Annotated in this window: 17 protein-coding genes; 14 read left to right on the top strand and 3 right to left on the bottom strand. The window is 69.7% G+C overall.

The window, feature by feature from the left end; all coding sequences use genetic code 11:
• Window positions 1-45 precede the first annotated feature (45 nt).
• The 12 genes from glyA to IH50_RS0112430 all read left to right on the top strand — a co-directional run bounded on the left by glyA (window position 46) and on the right by IH50_RS0112430 (window position 11,438).
• Window positions 46-1,284 (top strand): serine hydroxymethyltransferase, encoded by a 1,239-nt coding sequence (glyA, locus tag IH50_RS0112375; RefSeq protein WP_030860401.1) that lies wholly within the window; start codon window positions 46-48, stop codon window positions 1,282-1,284.
• A 138-nt stretch (window positions 1,285-1,422) separates the two neighbouring features.
• Window positions 1,423-2,748 carry an MraY family glycosyltransferase gene (locus tag IH50_RS0112380; protein ID WP_030860402.1) on the top strand — a complete coding sequence of 442 codons (1,326 nt, stop codon included), beginning with the start codon at window positions 1,423-1,425 and terminating at the stop codon, window positions 2,746-2,748.
• A gap of 312 nt (window positions 2,749-3,060) precedes the next feature.
• Window positions 3,061-3,498 carry a hypothetical protein gene (locus tag IH50_RS0112385; protein WP_030860409.1) on the top strand — a complete coding sequence of 146 codons (438 nt, stop codon included), beginning with the start codon at window positions 3,061-3,063 and terminating at the stop codon, window positions 3,496-3,498.
• A 210-nt stretch (window positions 3,499-3,708) separates the two neighbouring features.
• Complete coding sequence (gene atpB, locus IH50_RS0112390) at window positions 3,709-4,548, top strand: F0F1 ATP synthase subunit A (protein WP_030860412.1); 840 nt, start codon at window positions 3,709-3,711, stop codon at window positions 4,546-4,548.
• A 76-nt stretch (window positions 4,549-4,624) separates the two neighbouring features.
• Window positions 4,625-4,849, top strand: a complete 225-nt coding sequence (atpE, locus tag IH50_RS0112395; RefSeq protein WP_030860414.1) for an ATP synthase F0 subunit C — start codon at window positions 4,625-4,627, stop codon at window positions 4,847-4,849.
• Window positions 4,850-4,891: 42 nt separating this feature from the next.
• Window positions 4,892-5,443: a F0F1 ATP synthase subunit B gene (locus IH50_RS0112400; protein ID WP_030223820.1), complete on the top strand. Its 552-nt coding sequence runs from the start codon at window positions 4,892-4,894 to the stop codon at window positions 5,441-5,443.
• On the top strand, window positions 5,440-6,255 hold the full coding sequence (locus tag IH50_RS0112405) for a F0F1 ATP synthase subunit delta (RefSeq protein ID WP_030860416.1): 816 nt from the start codon (window positions 5,440-5,442) through the stop codon (window positions 6,253-6,255). The genes IH50_RS0112400 and IH50_RS0112405 overlap by 4 nt, the downstream gene beginning before the upstream one ends.
• A gap of 134 nt (window positions 6,256-6,389) precedes the next feature.
• Window positions 6,390-7,979 (top strand): F0F1 ATP synthase subunit alpha, encoded by a 1,590-nt coding sequence (gene atpA, locus IH50_RS0112410; RefSeq protein ID WP_030860418.1) that lies wholly within the window; start codon window positions 6,390-6,392, stop codon window positions 7,977-7,979.
• A gap of 21 nt (window positions 7,980-8,000) precedes the next feature.
• Window positions 8,001-8,918 carry a F0F1 ATP synthase subunit gamma gene (locus IH50_RS0112415; RefSeq protein ID WP_030860420.1) on the top strand — a complete coding sequence of 306 codons (918 nt, stop codon included), beginning with the start codon at window positions 8,001-8,003 and terminating at the stop codon, window positions 8,916-8,918.
• The gene (gene atpD / locus IH50_RS0112420; protein ID WP_030860422.1) at window positions 8,918-10,354 is read left to right on the top strand and encodes a F0F1 ATP synthase subunit beta; all 1,437 of its coding nucleotides are present in this window, start codon (window positions 8,918-8,920) and stop codon (window positions 10,352-10,354) included. The genes IH50_RS0112415 and atpD overlap by 1 nt, the downstream gene beginning before the upstream one ends.
• A 131-nt stretch (window positions 10,355-10,485) precedes the next feature.
• Window positions 10,486-10,863, top strand: a complete 378-nt coding sequence (locus tag IH50_RS0112425) for a F0F1 ATP synthase subunit epsilon (RefSeq protein ID WP_030860424.1) — start codon at window positions 10,486-10,488, stop codon at window positions 10,861-10,863.
• A gap of 128 nt (window positions 10,864-10,991) precedes the next feature.
• A complete protein-coding gene (locus tag IH50_RS0112430) occupies window positions 10,992-11,438 on the top strand; it encodes a DUF2550 domain-containing protein (protein ID WP_030860426.1) in 447 nt (148 codons plus the stop codon).
• Between the two features lie 98 nt (window positions 11,439-11,536).
• On the opposite strand, the gene IH50_RS0112435 is transcribed toward IH50_RS0112430, so the two are convergent.
• The 3 genes from IH50_RS0112435 to IH50_RS0112445 all read right to left on the bottom strand — a co-directional run bounded on the left by IH50_RS0112435 (window position 11,537) and on the right by IH50_RS0112445 (window position 15,354).
• On the bottom strand, window positions 11,537-13,363 hold the full coding sequence (locus tag IH50_RS0112435; RefSeq protein WP_030860427.1) for a glycoside hydrolase family 18 chitinase: 1,827 nt from the start codon (window positions 13,361-13,363) through the stop codon (window positions 11,537-11,539).
• Between the two features lie 159 nt (window positions 13,364-13,522).
• Window positions 13,523-14,164, bottom strand: coding sequence for a response regulator (locus IH50_RS0112440; protein ID WP_030860428.1), 642 nt, complete (start codon window positions 14,162-14,164; stop codon window positions 13,523-13,525).
• Complete coding sequence (locus IH50_RS0112445; protein WP_030860429.1) at window positions 14,161-15,354, bottom strand: sensor histidine kinase; 1,194 nt, start codon at window positions 15,352-15,354, stop codon at window positions 14,161-14,163. The genes IH50_RS0112440 and IH50_RS0112445 overlap by 4 nt, the downstream gene beginning before the upstream one ends.
• A gap of 151 nt (window positions 15,355-15,505) precedes the next feature.
• Between IH50_RS0112445 and IH50_RS0112450 the strand changes: the two genes are divergently transcribed.
• Together IH50_RS0112450 and IH50_RS0112455 are read left to right on the top strand one after the other, a co-directional pair.
• The gene (locus IH50_RS0112450) at window positions 15,506-16,087 is read left to right on the top strand and encodes a hypothetical protein (RefSeq protein WP_030860430.1); all 582 of its coding nucleotides are present in this window, start codon (window positions 15,506-15,508) and stop codon (window positions 16,085-16,087) included.
• Window positions 16,084-16,281 carry a DUF5708 family protein gene (locus IH50_RS0112455; RefSeq protein ID WP_030860431.1) on the top strand — a complete coding sequence of 66 codons (198 nt, stop codon included), beginning with the start codon at window positions 16,084-16,086 and terminating at the stop codon, window positions 16,279-16,281. Before IH50_RS0112450 ends, IH50_RS0112455 begins: the two co-directional genes overlap by 4 nt.

Consider the following 16,281-nt stretch of genomic DNA (forward strand, 5'->3'; position numbering starts at 1 on the left):
GGGGCAGAGCGCGGTTTCGGGGGGGTTCGGCCTACATTGGGCGGTATGACGGTCGGGCATGCCCTTGAGGGCGATGTGGTGCGGCGGCAGGATCCCGAGCTCGCCGATGTGCTGCTCGCGGAACGCGAGCGGCAGTCGAGTTCGCTTCAGCTGATCGCCGCCGAGAACTTCATGTCGCCGGCCGTGCTGGCCGCCCTCGGCTCGCCGCTGGCCAACAAGTACGCCGAGGGGTACCCCGGCAACCGGTACCACGGCGGCTGCGAGGTCGTCGACGTCGCCGAGCGCCTCGCCGTGGAGCGGGCGAAGGCGCTGTTCGGCGCCGAGCACGCCAACGTGCAGGCGCACTCCGGTTCGTCCGCCGTGCTCGCCGCGTACGCCGTCCTGTTGCGCCCGGGCGACACGGTCCTCGCCCTCGGCCTGCCCCACGGCGGTCACCTCACCCACGGCTCGCCCGTCAACTTCTCCGGCCGCTGGTTCGACTTCGTCGGCTACGGCGTGGACGCGGAGAGCGGGCTCATCGACCACGACCAGGTCCGCGCCCTCGCGCACACGCGCCGCCCCAAGGCGATCGTCTGCGGCTCCATCGCCTACCCCCGCCACATCGACTACGCGTTCTTCCGCGAGGTCGCCGACGAAGTGGGCGCGTATCTGATCGCCGACGCCGCGCACCCCCTGGGTCTCGTCGCCGGGGGAGCGGCGCCCAGCCCGGTGCCGTACGCGGACATCGTGTGCGCGACGACGCACAAGGTGCTGCGGGGGCCGCGCGGCGGGATGATCCTGTGCGGCGGCGAGCTGGCCGAGCGCGTCGACCGCGCGGTCTTCCCCTTCAGCCAGGGCGGCGCCCAGATGAACGCCGTCGCGGCCAAGGCCGTCGCGTTCGGGGAGGCGGCGACCCCGGCGTTCGCCGCGTACGCGCACCAGGTGGTCGCCAACGCGCGGGCACTGGCCGCCGCGCTGGCCGCCGAGGGGCTGGCGGTCACCACCGGCGGCACCGACACCCACCTGGTCGTCGCCGACCCGGCGCCGCTCGGCGTCGACGGGCGCACCGCGCGCGGCCGGCTCGCGGCGGCCGGGCTCGTCCTGGACTGCTGTGCGCTTCCGCACGACGACGACCGCGGGCTGCGCCTGGGCACGGCGGCGGTGACCACCCAGGGCATGGGGGCGAGGGAGATGGTGTTCGTCGCGGGGCTGCTGGCGAGCGTCCTGCGGGGCGGCACCGAGCCCGCGCGGGCCCGGGAGGACGTACGGGAACTGGCCGCGGCGTTCCCGCCGTACCCCCGCTGAGCGGGCCGGTTCCGGGGGAGGCGGCACGGACGCACCGGCACGCGTGCAACCATCGTCAGTACCCGGAAGTCCCCACTCATATGCGTGCCTCGCTAGGGTGTGGGGCTGTGATGGCCAGCGAGACCTGTGGGGAAGCCCGTGCGTGAATACCTGCTGACGCTCTGCATCACGGCCGCGGTGACGTACCTGCTGACAGGGCCGGTACGGAAGTTCGCGATCGTGGCGGGGGCGATGCCGGAGATCCGGGCACGTGACGTGCACCGGGAACCCACTCCGCGGCTCGGCGGTATCGCCATGTTCTTCGGACTGTGCGCAGGTCTGCTGACCGCCGGCCACCTCACCAACCTGGGCCAGCTCTTCGAGAGGTCCAACGAGCCGCGGGCGCTGCTCTCCGGGGCGGCGCTGATCTGGCTGATCGGTGTGCTGGACGACAAGTTCGAGATCGACGCGCTGATCAAGCTGGGCGGTCAGATGATCGCCGCGGGCGTGATGGTCATGCAGGGTCTGACGATCCTGTGGCTGCCCGTCCCGGGCGTCGGCACGGTCGCGCTGACCCAGTGGCAGGGCACCCTGCTCACGGTGGCGCTGGTCGTCATCACCATCAACGCGGTCAACTTCGTGGACGGCCTCGACGGCCTCGCCGCCGGCATGGTGTGCATCGCGGCGGCCGCGTTCTTCATGTACGCCTACCGCATCTGGTACTCGTACGGCATCGAGGCCGCCGCCCCCGCGACGCTGTTCGCGGCCATCCTGATGGGCATGTGCCTGGGCTTCCTGCCGCACAACATGCATCCCGCGCGGATCTTCATGGGCGACTCGGGCTCGATGCTGATCGGTCTGGTCCTGGCGGCGGGCGCGATCTCCATCACGGGACAGGTGGACCCGGACAGTCTGTTCGGCGGGTCCGAGCGCAGCACGGTGCACCAGATGGTGCCGGTCTACATCCCGCTGGTGATGCCGCTGACGATCATCGCGATCCCGGCCGCCGACCTGATCCTGGCGATCGTGCGGCGCACCTGGCGCGGCCAGTCGCCGTTCGCGGCGGACCGGGGGCATCTGCACCACCGGCTGCTGGAGATCGGCCACTCGCACAGCCGGGCGGTGCTGATCATGTACTTCTGGTCGGCGCTGATCGGCTTCGGCGCGCTGACCTACTCGGTGAACTCGGCGTCGATGTGGATCGTGCTGGGCGTCGTCATCCTCTCCGCGCTCGGCCTCGTCCTGCTTCTGCTGCCCCGCTTCACGCCGCGCGCCCCGCGCTGGGCGGAGGCCTTCGTCCCGCCGCGCTACCGGCGCCGCCGGCGGGCCGCCCTGGCCGCCGCCCCGGACGCGTCGGTCCCGGCGGACCCCGGGTCCGCCGACGACGACCACCGCACCCCGGTCGCCGCGGGTGTCTCCGGCGTCAACGGCGCGACCGCCGTCGGCCCCCGCGCACGCCTGGCCGACCGGTCACGGTCAAGGTAAGAATCCGACTAGAGCATTGCCAAGTCGTGGGGCTTCATTGGGTCCTCGTTGGGTGTGCAAACCGCCCCAATACCAGACAAACGGGCCACGTTCTCGCTCAGACGCGCAGATTCACTCTCATGTGTGACGGCGAGCACACCGAACAGGTAAAGACTGCATCAAATAGTTTGTGATACCGTTCACGAGAACCCCGGATACAGCCAAGGAACCGCAGTGCGACGGTTCACCGGCGTGAGGAATTCACCCTCGGCCCGGGGGTCTACGCTCGTCCATGACGACACCCTGCCCCCTGCGAAAAGCGGAGTTGCCGCCATGCCGTCCCCTGACGTCCGGATCCTGGCCCAGGCCGCCGTGCCCACGGCTGCCGCCGGCGCTGTCGCCGCCGTCGTCAGCGCGGTGGTCGCCGGTGGCAAGGGCGCGATCGGGGCGCTCGTCGCGACCGTGGTGGTGATCCTCTTCATGGGGATCGGCCTCTACGTACTGCAGCGCACCGCCAAAACGCTCCCGCACCTGTTCCAGGCCATGGGGCTGATGCTGTACGCGGCGCAGATCCTGCTGCTGTTCGTCTTCGTCGCCCTGTTCCGGGACACCACCCTGTTCCACCCCAAGGCTTTCGCTCTCACGCTGGTCGGCACCACCCTCGTGTGGATCGCCGCACAGACGCGCGCGCACATGAAGTCCAAGATCCTCTACGTCGAACCCGAGTCGACGACGGCCGGAAAGCCCGGAAACCCGGGGCACTCCTCGTGAGGGGTAGGCCCGGGATAAAGAGGCCCCGGAACTCCTGCTATCGTCCGGTGCCAACTGCGGCATCGCGGGCGCGGGCAACCGAGCTGACGCCTGCTCAATGGCGAGGCGAGATGCCCCCCAGCCGCCCCCACATCCGAACCACCAGTCCCGTGCCGAACCGCGGCCGTGCGCCGCGCCGACACAACGAGGTTGCCGTACCTATGCGCCACGATGAAGGAGCCCGCGGTGAGTGCTGACCCGACGCAGGTGCTCGCCTTCGAGACCGACTGCCACCTGTTCGACGGTTGTGGCTTCCCGGCTCCGGGCCTGCACTCGTTCCTCTTCGAGCCGCTCTGGGGCGACGCAGACGGCAACGGCCTGTACTTCAACAAGCCGATGCTGCTCGCGCTGCTCGGTTCCATCATCGTGGTGGGCTTCTTCTGGGCCGCGTTCGCCAAGCCCAAGCTCGTCCCGGGCAAGCTCCAGATGGTCGCCGAGGCCGGCTACGACTTCGTCCGCACCGGCATCGTGTACCAGACGCTCGGCAAGCGCGAGGGCGAGAAGTACGTCCCGCTCGCCGTCTCCCTCTTCTTCTTCGTCTGGATGATGAACCTCTGGTCGATCATCCCCGTCGCCGCCTTCCCGGTGACGTCGATCATCGCCTACCCGCTGGTGCTGGCCCTGATCGTCTACATCACCTGGGTCTCGCTCACCTTCAAGCGGCACGGCTTCGTCGGCTTCTTCAAGAACGTCACCGGCTACGACAAGTCGCTCGGCGCGGTGCTCCCGCTGTCGATGACCATCGAGTTCTTCTCGAACCTCCTGGTCCGCCCGTTCACGCACGCCGTGCGACTCTTCGCGAACATGTTCGCGGGCCACACCCTGCTGCTGCTCTTCACGATCGCCAGCTGGTACATGCTCAACGGCATCGGCATCGCCTTCTCCGCCGTGTCGTTCACCATGGTCATCGTCATGACGCTCTTCGAGCTCTTCATCCAGGCCGTGCAGGCATACGTCTTCGTCCTGCTGACCTGCACGTACATCCAGGGCGCGCTCGCCGAGCACCACTGAGCGACCCAGGTTCCCACCCCCGTAGTCGTCCGGTGGCCAACCCCCACCGGTCCGTAAAGAGAAGGAAGAACTGGCCATGTCCCAGATGCTCGCTGCTGTCGACGGCAACCTCGGTTCCATCGGTTACGGCCTCGCCGCGATCGGCCCTGGCGTCGGCGTCGGCATCATCTTCGGTAACGGCACCCAGGCCCTCGCCCGCCAGCCCGAGGCCGCCGGCCTGATCCGCGCCAACCAGATCCTGGGCTTCGCCTTCTGTGAGGCGCTCGCCCTGATCGGTCTCGTCATGCCGTTCGTCTACTAAGACGAGCACTGACGACCGACCCTTTCGACGAAAGGCACTGATGTGAACTCCGCCCTGGTTTTCCTGGCGGCTGAGGGTGAGAAGGAGAATCCCCTCATTCCGCCGTGGCCGGAAGTTGTCATCGGCCTCATCGCTTTCGTCATCGTCTTCGGTTTCCTCGCCAAGAAGCTCCTCCCGACCATCAACAAGGTCCTGGAAGAGCGCCGCGAGGCCATCGAGGGCGGTATCGAGAAGGCCGAGGCCGCTCAGACCGAGGCCCAGAGCGTCCTTGAGCAGTACAAGGCTCAGCTCGCCGAAGCCCGGCACGAGGCCGCGCGTCTGCGCCAGGAGGCGCAGGAGCAGGGTGCGACGCTCATCGCCGAGATGCGGGCCGAGGGCCAGCGTCAGCGCGAGGAGATCATCGCCGCCGGCCACGCGCAGATCGAGGCCGACCGCAAGGCCGCCGCGTCCGCGCTGCGCCAGGACGTCGGCACGCTCGCCACCACCCTGGCCGGCAAGCTCGTCGGCGAGTCCCTCGAGGACCACGCCCGGCAGAGCCGCGTGATCGACCGCTTCCTCGACGAGCTCGACCAGAAGGCCGAGGCCGCGCGATGAACGGAGCGAGCCGCGAGGCCCTGGCAGCCGCACGCGAGCGTCTCGACGCGCTGACGGACTCCACGTCCGTGGACGCCGGCTCGCTCGCCGACGAGCTGGCCGCCGTCACCGCGCTGCTCGACCGCGAGGTGTCGCTGCGTCGGGTCCTCACCGACCCGGCGCAGGCCGGTGAGGCCAAGGCCGACCTGGCCCGGCGCCTGCTCGGCTCGCAGGTCAGCGGCCCGGCCGCCGACCTGGTGACCGGCATGGTGCGTTCCCGCTGGTCGCAGTCGCGCGACCTGGTGGACGCACTGGAGGAACTGGCCTCCGTGGCCGACCTCACCGCCGCCCAGAAGGCCGGCGCGCTCGACGACGTCGAGGACGAGCTGTTCCGGTTCGGCCGGATCGTCTCCTCCAGCACCGAGCTGCGCGCCGCGCTGACCAACCGGAGCGCCACCGCCTCCGCCAAGGGCACGCTGCTGCGCAGCCTGCTCGGCGGCAGGGCGGCCACGGCCACCGAGCGTCTGGTCACGCGTCTGGTGACCGCGCCGCGGGGACGTAGCCTGGAGTCGGGACTCGAGTCCCTGTCCAAGCTCGCCGCCGAGCGCCGGGACCGTACGGTGGCCGTCGTCACCTCCGCGGTGCCGCTGAGCGACCGGCAGAAGCAGCGCCTGGGCGACGCCCTCGCGAAGCTCTACGGCCGCCGTATGCACCTCAACCTCGACGTCGACCCCGCGGTCGTCGGCGGGATCCGGGTGCAGGTCGGCGACGAGGTCATCAACGGCTCCATCGCGGACCGGCTCGAGGACGCCGGCCGTCGGCTGGCCGGCTGAGCAGCGCATTACTTCATAGCAGTACGCAATTACGGCCCTGGTTGGGCCGTGCAGAGGATTCACCTCGTATCGGGGGGAGTCCCCATACCCCCCAAGTGAAACTTCGGGCCCAACAAGGAGAGCAGGGAACTCAGATGGCGGAGCTCACGATCCGGCCGGAGGAGATCCGGGACGCGCTGGAGAACTTCGTCCAGTCGTACAAGCCGGACGCGGCCTCGCGCGAGGAGGTCGGTACGGTCACCCTTGCCGGCGACGGCATCGCCAAGGTCGAGGGCCTTCCCTCGGCCATGGCCAACGAGCTGCTGAAGTTCGAGGACGGCACCCTCGGCCTCGCCCTCAACCTCGAGGAGCGCGAGATCGGTGCCATCGTCCTCGGTGAGTTCAGCGGTATCGAGGAGGGCCAGCCGGTCACCCGCACCGGCGAGGTGCTGTCCGTCGCCGTCGGCGAGGGCTACCTCGGCCGCGTGGTCGACCCGCTCGGCAACCCGATCGACGGCCTCGGCGAGATCGAGACCGAGGGCCGCCGCGCCCTCGAACTGCAGGCCCCCACGGTCATGCAGCGCAAGTCGGTGCACGAGCCGATGGAGACGGGCTACAAGGCCGTCGACGCCATGACCCCGATCGGCCGTGGTCAGCGCCAGCTGATCATCGGCGACCGCCAGACCGGCAAGACCGCCCTGGCCGTCGACACGATCATCAACCAGCGTGACAACTGGCGCACCGGCGACCCGAAGAAGCAGGTCCGCTGCATCTACGTCGCCATCGGCCAGAAGGGCTCCACCATCGCGTCGGTCCGCCGCGCGCTGGAGGAGAACGGCGCGCTGGAGTACACGACCATCGTCGCCGCCCCGGCGTCCGACCCGGCCGGCTTCAAGTACCTGGCGCCGTACACCGGCTCGGCCATCGGCCAGCAGTGGATGTACGAGGGCAAGCATGTCCTGATCATCTTCGACGACCTGTCGAAGCAGGCCGACGCCTACCGCGCCGTCTCCCTGCTGCTGCGCCGCCCGCCGGGCCGCGAGGCCTACCCGGGTGACGTCTTCTACCTGCACTCCCGTCTGCTGGAGCGCTGCGCCAAGCTCTCCGACGACATGGGCGCGGGCTCGATGACCGGTCTGCCGATCGTCGAGACCAAGGCCAACGACGTGTCGGCGTTCATCCCGACCAACGTCATCTCCATCACCGACGGCCAGTGCTTCCTGGAGTCGGACCTGTTCAACGCCGGTCAGCGCCCCGCGCTGAACGTCGGTATCTCCGTCTCCCGAGTCGGTGGTTCCGCGCAGCACAAGGCGATGCGCCAGGTCTCCGGCCGTCTGCGCGTGGACCTCGCCCAGTTCCGTGAGCTGGAGGCGTTCGCCGCCTTCGGTTCCGACCTGGACGCCGCGTCGAAGGCGCAGCTGGAGCGCGGTCAGCGCATGGTCGAGCTGCTGAAGCAGAACCAGTACGAGCCGATGGCCACCGAGGACCAGGTCGTCTCCGTCTGGGCCGGCACCACCGGCAAGATGGACGAGGTGCCGGTCGCCGACATCCGCCGCTTCGAGAAGGAGCTGCTGGAGTACCTGCACCGCAACGAGCAGGGCCTGATGACCTCCATCAAGGAGGGCGCCAAGATGTCCGACGACACGATCCAGGCGATCGGCGACGCCGTGGCGGCCTTCAAGAAGCAGTTCGAGACGAGCGACGGCAAGCTGCTCGGCGAGGACGCCCCGTCCGCCGCCAAGTGACGTAAGGAAGGGACCTGACTCATGGGAGCCCAGCTCCGGGTCTACAAGCGTCGCATCCGATCCGTCACCGCGACCAAGAAGATCACCAAGGCGATGGAGATGATCGCCGCCTCGCGCGTCGTCAAGGCGCAGCGCAAGGTGGCGGCCTCCACGCCGTACGCGCAGGAGCTCACCCGCGCGGTCACGGCGGTCGGCACCGGGTCGAACACCAAGCACCCGCTCACCACGGAGGCGGAGAACCCGACCCGTGCCGCGGTCCTGCTCCTCACGAGCGACCGCGGTCTGGCCGGCGCCTTCAACTCCAACGCCATCAAGGCGGCGGAGCAGCTGACCGAGCGCCTGGAGCGCGAGGGCAAGCAGGTCGTCACGTACATCGTCGGCCGGCGCGGTGTCGCCCACTACAACTTCCGCGAGCGCACGATCGCGGAGACGTTCACGGGCTTCACCGACGAGCCCTCGTACGCGGACGCCAAGAAGGTCGCGGCCCCGCTGATCGAGGCGCTCCAGACGGAGACGGCGGACGGCGGCGTGGACGAACTCCACATCGTCTACACCGAGTTCGTGTCGATGATGACGCAGACGGCGGTCGACTCCCGGATGCTTCCGCTGCGCCTCGAAGAGGTCGCGGAGGAGAGCACCACCAAGGGCGAGATCCTGCCGCTGTACGACTTCGAGCCGTCGGCGGAGGACGTCCTCGACGCCCTGCTGCCGCGGTACGTCGAGAGCCGGATCTACAACGCGCTGCTCCAGTCGGCCGCTTCGAAGCACGCCGCCACGCGGCGCGCGATGAAGTCGGCCACCGACAACGCGGGCGAGCTGATCAACACGCTCTCCCGTCTTGCCAACGCGGCCCGCCAGGCCGAAATCACCCAGGAAATCAGCGAGATCGTCGGTGGCGCCAGTGCCCTGGCCGACGCGACCGCGGGGAGTGACAACTAATGACCACCACTGTTGAGACCGCGGCGGCCACGGGCCGCGTCGCCCGGGTCATCGGCCCGGTCGTCGACGTGGAGTTCCCCGTCGACGCGATGCCGGAGATCTACAACGCCCTCCACGTCGAGGTCGCCGACCCGGCCCAGGAGGGTGCGCTCAAGACGCTGACCCTCGAGGTCGCGCAGCACCTCGGTGACGGCCTGGTCCGCACCATCTCCATGCAGCCCACCGACGGTCTGGTCCGCCAGGCCCCGGTGACCGACACGGGCTCCTCCATCTCGGTGCCGGTCGGCGACTTCACCACCGGCAAGGTGTTCAACACCCTCGGTGAGGTGCTGAACGTCGACGAGCAGTACACCGGTGAGCGCTGGCCGATCCACCGCAAGGCGCCCAACTTCGACGAGCTCGAGTCGAAGACCGAGATGTTCGAGACCGGCGTCAAGGTCATCGACCTTCTCACCCCATACGTCAAGGGTGGAAAGATCGGTCTGTTCGGCGGTGCCGGCGTCGGCAAGACGGTGCTCATCCAGGAGATGATCTACCGCGTCGCCAACAACCACGACGGTGTGTCGGTGTTCGCCGGCGTCGGTGAGCGCACCCGTGAGGGCAACGACCTCATCGACGAGATGAGCGAGTCGGGCGTCATCGACAAGACCGCCCTGGTCTTCGGCCAGATGGACGAGCCCCCGGGCACCCGTCTGCGCGTGGCCCTGGCCGGTCTGACCATGGCGGAGTACTTCCGCGATGTGCAGAAGCAGGACGTGCTGTTCTTCATCGACAACATCTTCCGCTTCACCCAGGCCGGCTCCGAGGTGTCGACCCTGCTCGGCCGCATGCCCTCCGCGGTGGGCTACCAGCCGAACCTGGCCGACGAGATGGGTCTCCTCCAGGAGCGCATCACCTCGACCCGTGGTCACTCGATCACCTCGATGCAGGCGATCTACGTCCCCGCGGACGACCTGACCGACCCGGCCCCGGCCACCACCTTCGCCCACCTCGACGCGACGACGGTGCTCTCCCGTCCGATCTCGGAGAAGGGCATCTACCCGGCCGTGGACCCGCTGGACTCCACGTCCCGGATCCTGGACCCGCGCTACATCGCGCAGGACCACTACAACGCGGCCATGCGCGTGAAGAACATCCTGCAGAAGTACAAGGACCTGCAGGACATCATCGCGATCCTCGGTATCGACGAGCTCGGCGAGGAGGACAAGCTCGTCGTCCACCGTGCCCGTCGCGTGGAGCGCTTCCTGTCCCAGAACACCCACGTCGCCAAGCAGTTCACCGGCGTCGACGGGTCGGACGTCCCGCTGGACGAGTCGATCGCGGCCTTCAACGCGATCTGCGACGGCGAGTACGACCACTTCCCGGAGCAGGCGTTCTTCATGTGCGGTGGCATCGAGGACCTGAAGAACAACGCCAAGGAGCTGGGCGTCTCCTGAGCATCAGGCTCACCGTGAACCCCTGAGGTTCACACCCGAGGGGGCGGGTGCGTCCCGCCCCCTCGCTCACGCCCCTTAGACTTGTAACCAACACCCGGCACAACCGCCGGGTGGTGACCCGAGGAGCCACCTTGGCTGCTGAGCTGCACGTCGCGCTGGTCGCGGCCGACCGAGAGGTCTGGTCCGGCGAGGCCACCCTGGTCGTCGCGCGCACCACGTCCGGCGACATCGGCGTCATGCCCGGTCACCAGCCGCTGCTCGGTGTGCTGGAGTCGGGCCCGGTGACCATTCGTACGCGTGAGGGCGGGACGGTCGTCGCCGCGGTGCACGGCGGTTTCATCTCGTTCGCGGACGACAAGCTGTCGCTGCTGGCCGAGATCGCCGAACTGTCGGACGAGATCGACGTCCAGAGCGCGGAGCAGGAACTCGCCCGTGCGAAGGCGGAGGACGACGCGGAGGCCGAGCGCCGCGCGGACGTCCGTCTGCGGGCGGCGTCGGCAGGGCGCTGATACCGGCGCGGTGGGATGACGTCACTCAGCCGCGGCCGGCACCGGAGCGATCCGGAGCCGGTCGCGGCTGAGGCAGATCTGGATGATTTTTCCGTTCCGTTACCTAGGAGACGAGGAGGTCGGTGTCGATGGTCCTCGCTCTGACTGTGTGCGGAATCGTGGTGGCCCTCGTGGTGGTGGGGCTCTTCGTCTTCGGCCTGCGCCGCCGCCTCATCCAGCGTTCCGGAGGAACGTTCGACTGCAGTCTGCGCTGGGACGCCCCCGAGTCGGGCGACTCCGGCGGCAAGGGCTGGGCGTACGGGGTGGCACGCTACAACGGTGACCGGGTCGAGTGGTTCCGGGTCTTCTCCTACGCTCCCCGTCCGCGCCGGGTCCTGGAGCGTTCCGCGATCGAGGTGGCCGGCCGCCGGCTGCCCGAGGGCGAGGAGGAGCTGGCGCTGCTGTCGGACTCCGTGATCCTCGCCTGTCTGCACCGGGGCACGCGTCTGGAGCTCGCCATGAGCGAGGACGCGCTGACCGGTTTCCTCGCCTGGCTCGAGGCGGCCCCGCCCGGACAGCGGGTGAACGTCGCGTAGAGCGACGTTCAGGACCCCGCTGGGGCAACGTGGCCCAGACGTAAGCCCTCCCCCGGACGAGTCCGGGGGAGGGCTGCTTACGTGGTACTTCCCGAGGGTTACTTCAGGCCGCTGTCGATGGCCGTCACGAGTTCACCGTTCGAGGTGTCGCCGCTGAACTCCCAGAAGAAGGCACCGCCCAGGCCCTGGCTCTTGGCCCAGGCCATCTTGCTGTTGATGGTGGACGGGGTGTCGTAGGACCACCAGTTGCTGCCGCAGTGGGCGTACGCCGTGCCGGCGATGGTGCCGTTGGCCGGGCAGGAGTTCTTCAGGACCTTGTAGTCCTCGATGCCCGGCTCGTAGGTGCCCGGGGCCGGTCCGGTCGCCGTGCCGCCGGGGGCGGACTGGGTGACGCCGGTCCAGCCGCGGCCGTAGAAGCCGATGCCGAGCAGCAGCTTGGCGGACGGGACGCCCTTCGACTTCAGCTTGGCGATCGCGTCGGCCGAGTTGAAGCCTGCCTGCGGGATGCCGTTGTACGAGGTGAGCGGCGAGTGCGGGGCCGTCGGACCCTGCGCGTTGAAGGCGCCGAAGTAGTCGTACGTCATCACGTTGTACCAGTCGAGGTACTGCGAGGCGCCGCCGTAGTCGGCCGCGTCGATCTTGCCGCCGTTCGAGCCGTCGGCGGTGATGGCCGCGGTGACCAGGTAGTCCTTGCCGAACTCGGCGCGCAGGGCCTGCGCGAGGTTCTTGAAGGCCGCCGGGCCGCTGCTGTCACAGGTCAGACCGCAGGCGTTCGGGTACTCCCAGTCGATGTCGATGCCGTCGAAGACGTCGGCCCAGCGCGGGTCCTCCACGACCTGCTTGCAGGACTTGGCGAACGCGGACGGGTTCTGCGCGGCCTGGCCGAAGCCGCCGGAGTAGGTCCAGCCGCCGAAGGAGTACAGCACCTTGATGTGCGGGTACTTCGCCTTCAGCTGGCGCAGCTGGTTGAAGTTGCCGCGCAGCGACTGGTCCCAGGTGTCGGCGGTGCCGCTGACGGACTGGTCGGCGGTGTAGGACTTCTCGTAGGCGGCGAAGGTGTCGTCGACGGTGCACTGGCCGTTCTTGACGTTGCCGAACGAGTAGTTGATGTGGGTGATCTTGGCGGCCGAGCCGGACGTCACCAGGTTCTTGACGTGGTAGTTGCGGCCGTAGATGCCCCACTCGGTGAAGTAGCCGAGCTTGACCTTGTCGCCGGTGGGCGGCGGCTCCTCGGTGGTGCCGGTGGTGCGGACCTTCACGGCGCCGCTGACCGGGCCGGTCTGGTCGGCGGTGTCACGGGCCTGCACGGTGTAGGAGTAGTCCGTGCCCTTGCTGAGGCCGGTGTTCGTGTACGAGGTGCCGGTCACGGTGGCGACCTTGGTGCCGTCGCGCAGGACGTCGTAGTTCTTGACGCCCTTGTCGTCGGTCGCCGCCGACCAGGACAGCTTCACCGAGGTGTCGGTGATGTCCGAGGCGGTCGGGGTGCCGGGGGCGGAGGGGGCCGAGTCGCCGGGGACCTGCGGGCCTCCGTCGCAGCTCCCGCCGTTGAGCTTGCAGCCGGAGGGGGCGCCGGAGCCGCTGCCGTTGAAGCCGAAGGAGACCGACGCCCCGGGGGCGAGGGTGCCGTTCCAGCCGACGTTCTTGGCGGTCCAGTGGTCACCGGAGTTGGTGACGGTGGCGTCCCAGGCGGAGGTGACCTTGGTGCCGGAGGGGAAGTCCCATTCGACGGTCCAGGAGCTGAGGCTCGTGGTGCCGGTGTTCTTCACCGTCCACTTGCCCTCGAAGCCGGTGCCCCAGTCCTGGGTCTTGGCGTAGGTGGCGGTCGCCGAGGTCGCGGCCTGGGCGGGGCTCGCGAGGGCGACGAGGCCGGCGGCGGGGAGCAGCAGGGTCGCGAACCCTGCGGCGGCTCTGTGTCTGAAGCGCATGCTGCGCCTCCTTAGGGGGGAGAAGCCGTCGGGGGTGTGACTGAGCCATCACACCCGCAGTGCCGCGAGAATAGAAAGGTCTGGACCACGGGTCAATAGGTCTGGACCACTTGTCCTCGTCGTCCCCCTGTGCTTCCGGCCGTCCCCCCTGTGCTTCCGTCAGATCCCCAACTCTTGCGCCAGCACCGCCGCTTGCACCCGGCTACGCAGCTCCAGCTTGCCCAGCAGACGGCTGACGTGCGTCTTCACCGTCGCCTCCGCCATGTCGAGACGGACCGCGATGGCGGCGTTGGACAGCCCCTCGCCCAGACAGGACAGCACCTCGCGCTCGCGCCGGGTGAGGGCGTCCAGGACCGCCGGATCGGCACCCGGCCGGGGGGCGGGCTTCGCGGCGAACTCCGCGATCAGCCGGCGCGTGACGGCCGGGGCGACGACGCCCTCCCCGTGCGCCACCGTGCGCACCGCCCTGATGAGGTCCTTCGCGTCCGTGTTCTTCAGCAGGAACCCGGCCGCCCCGGCCCGCAGCGCCCCGAACACGTATTCATCGAGGTCGAAGGTGGTCAGCACCAGCACGTCGGCGAGCCCCTCCCCGACCACCCGCCGGGTCGCCGACACCCCGTCCAGGCGCGGCATCTGTACGTCCATCAGCACCAGGTCGGGACGGAGTGCACGGGCGAGCGCCACCGCCTCCTCGCCGTCGCCCGCCTCGCCGACCACCTCGATGTCGGGCGCGCTGCGCAGGATCAGCACCAGTCCGGCACGGACGGCGGACTGGTCCTCGGCGACCAGGACCCGGATCATTCCAGTTCTCCTCGGGTGATGTCGGTGACGGGAAGGGACGCGCGGACGACCCACAGCTTGCCGTCCGGGCCGCTCTCCGGTCCTGCCTCGAACGTGCCGTCCAGCAGGGCCACCCGCTCCCGCATGCCGACCAGGCCGGCCCCGGACCCCGGTGCGCGCGGGGTGTCCCGGCCGCCGTACGGGCTGGCCACCCGGATGTCGAGGCCGCCTTCCAGGCGGCGCAGCAGCACGGTGACCTTTCCCGGAGCGGCGTGCTTCAGCGCGTTCGTCAGCGACTCCTGCACGATCCTGTACGCGGCGAGCTCGACCGGTGCGGGCACGGAGGTGGGGGTGGCGTCGAGGGTGACGTCCAGGCCGTTGGCGCGGGCGCCCTCGACCAGGGCGCCGAGGCCGTCGAGGGTGGGGGTCGCGGCCGGTTCCCGGTCGTCGGCCCCGTCGCGCAGGATGCCGATGAGCCGCCGCATCTCGGACAGTCCCTGGACGCTGTTCTCCCGGATCACGGCGAGCGCGTCGCGGGAGGTCCTCTCGTCGTCCAGGGAGAGCGCGGCCGTGGAGTGGATGGCGATCGCGGAGAGGTGGTTGGCGACCATGTCGTGCAACTCCCGCGCCATCCGGGCGCGTTCCGCGGTCACCGCCTGGACGCGGTCCATCTCGGCGAGCAGCGCGGTCTGTTCGGCCCGCAGCCGGGCCGCCTCGGCGGCGTCGCGGTGGTTGCGCACGATCAGGCCGGTCGACGCGGGCGTGAACGCCACACCGCCGACGACGAGACCGACCAGCAGCGCCTCCGGCACCCGCCACACGGCGTACGGCACCAGTGTCGCGGCGATCGTGAGCATGCCGGTGATCCACGGCAGGCGGCGGGCCGCGGCGGGCGTCCCGTACAGGACGGCGGCGTACATCAGGTCGGTGTACATCACGATCGTGGCGATGCTGCCCCGGGTCATCGTGTCCGCGGCCAGCGCCAGCGTGCCGGTCAGCAGCGCGGTGCGCGGAGCGGTGCGGCGCAGCAGCTCGCAGCCGGCGATCACGGCGAGCGGCACGAGGAGGGGCCAGCGGCCGTCGAAGAGCACGAGGGGGTCGTCGCCCCCGCGCACGCCCAGCCCGAGCCCCCACAGCAGCAGTCCGCCGGAGAGTCCGGCCAGCGCGGTCCACACGTCGAAGCGGTGGGGGCGGGGCAGTCGTACGGCCATGGCACCATCCAACACGCTGCGCGCACCCGGCACCTGATCCCCGCGGACGGTCCTGGACTGCATCTTTCGATGTACCGCGAGTTCGTCGGCGGCGACGACGAAACGGGCCGCTCCGCACGGGAGCCTGAAAAGGTGACCGAAGGGAGTAACCGTGATCGTCGCCTTGATCGCCGCCTGTGAGATCGGCTTCTGGGTACTGCTGGCCGCCGGACTGGCCTGCCGCTACCTGCTGAGAATGCCGCGCACCGGCCTCGCGCTGCTGCTGTGCGAGCCGCTGCTGGAGGTCGTCCTGCTGGTCGCCACCGCGCTGGACCTGAAGAACGGCGCCGAGCCGAACTGGACGCACGGTCTGGCCGCGCTCTACATCGGCTACACCGTCGGCCACGGCCACCGCACGGTGAAGTGGCTCGACGGCCACGCCGCCCACCGCCTGGGCGGCGCCCCGAAGCCGCTCGGCCCGCCCCGCTACGGGATGGCCCGCGCCCGGCACGAGGCCAAGGTCTGGCTGGGCACGCTGACCGCCGCCGTCGTGGCGACCGCGCTGCTCCAGTTCGCCATCTGGTACGTGGACGATCCGAGCCGCGTCACGTCCCTGGAGTCCTGGCGCTTCACCGCGTGGCGGATCGCCGGTATCCACGGCCTGGTGGCCCTGGCCTACTGGATCTGGCCGAAGAAGGCCCCGGCGGGCGAGCGGGACGTTGCCGGCGTGGGCAAGGAGCGTGTCGGCCGATGACACGGGCGTCCAGGAACCTTCTCGCGGGGCCCGCCACGCTGGTGGCGGGCCTGGCGCTGTGGCTGTTCGCCGGGAGTGTGGACCTGCCGGCGGTCGACCCCGTCAAGGTCGGCGTGGTGCTGATGTGCGTCGGCGGCGTCGAGACCCTGCTGGGTCTCCACCGGGCCGTGCGCGGCCGGGCGGAGCCCCGGTAG

The sequence above is a fragment of the Streptomyces sp. NRRL S-37 genome (genome assembly GCF_000721605.1).
In the GTDB taxonomy this organism is placed as follows: Bacteria; Actinomycetota; Actinomycetes; order Streptomycetales; family Streptomycetaceae; genus Streptomyces.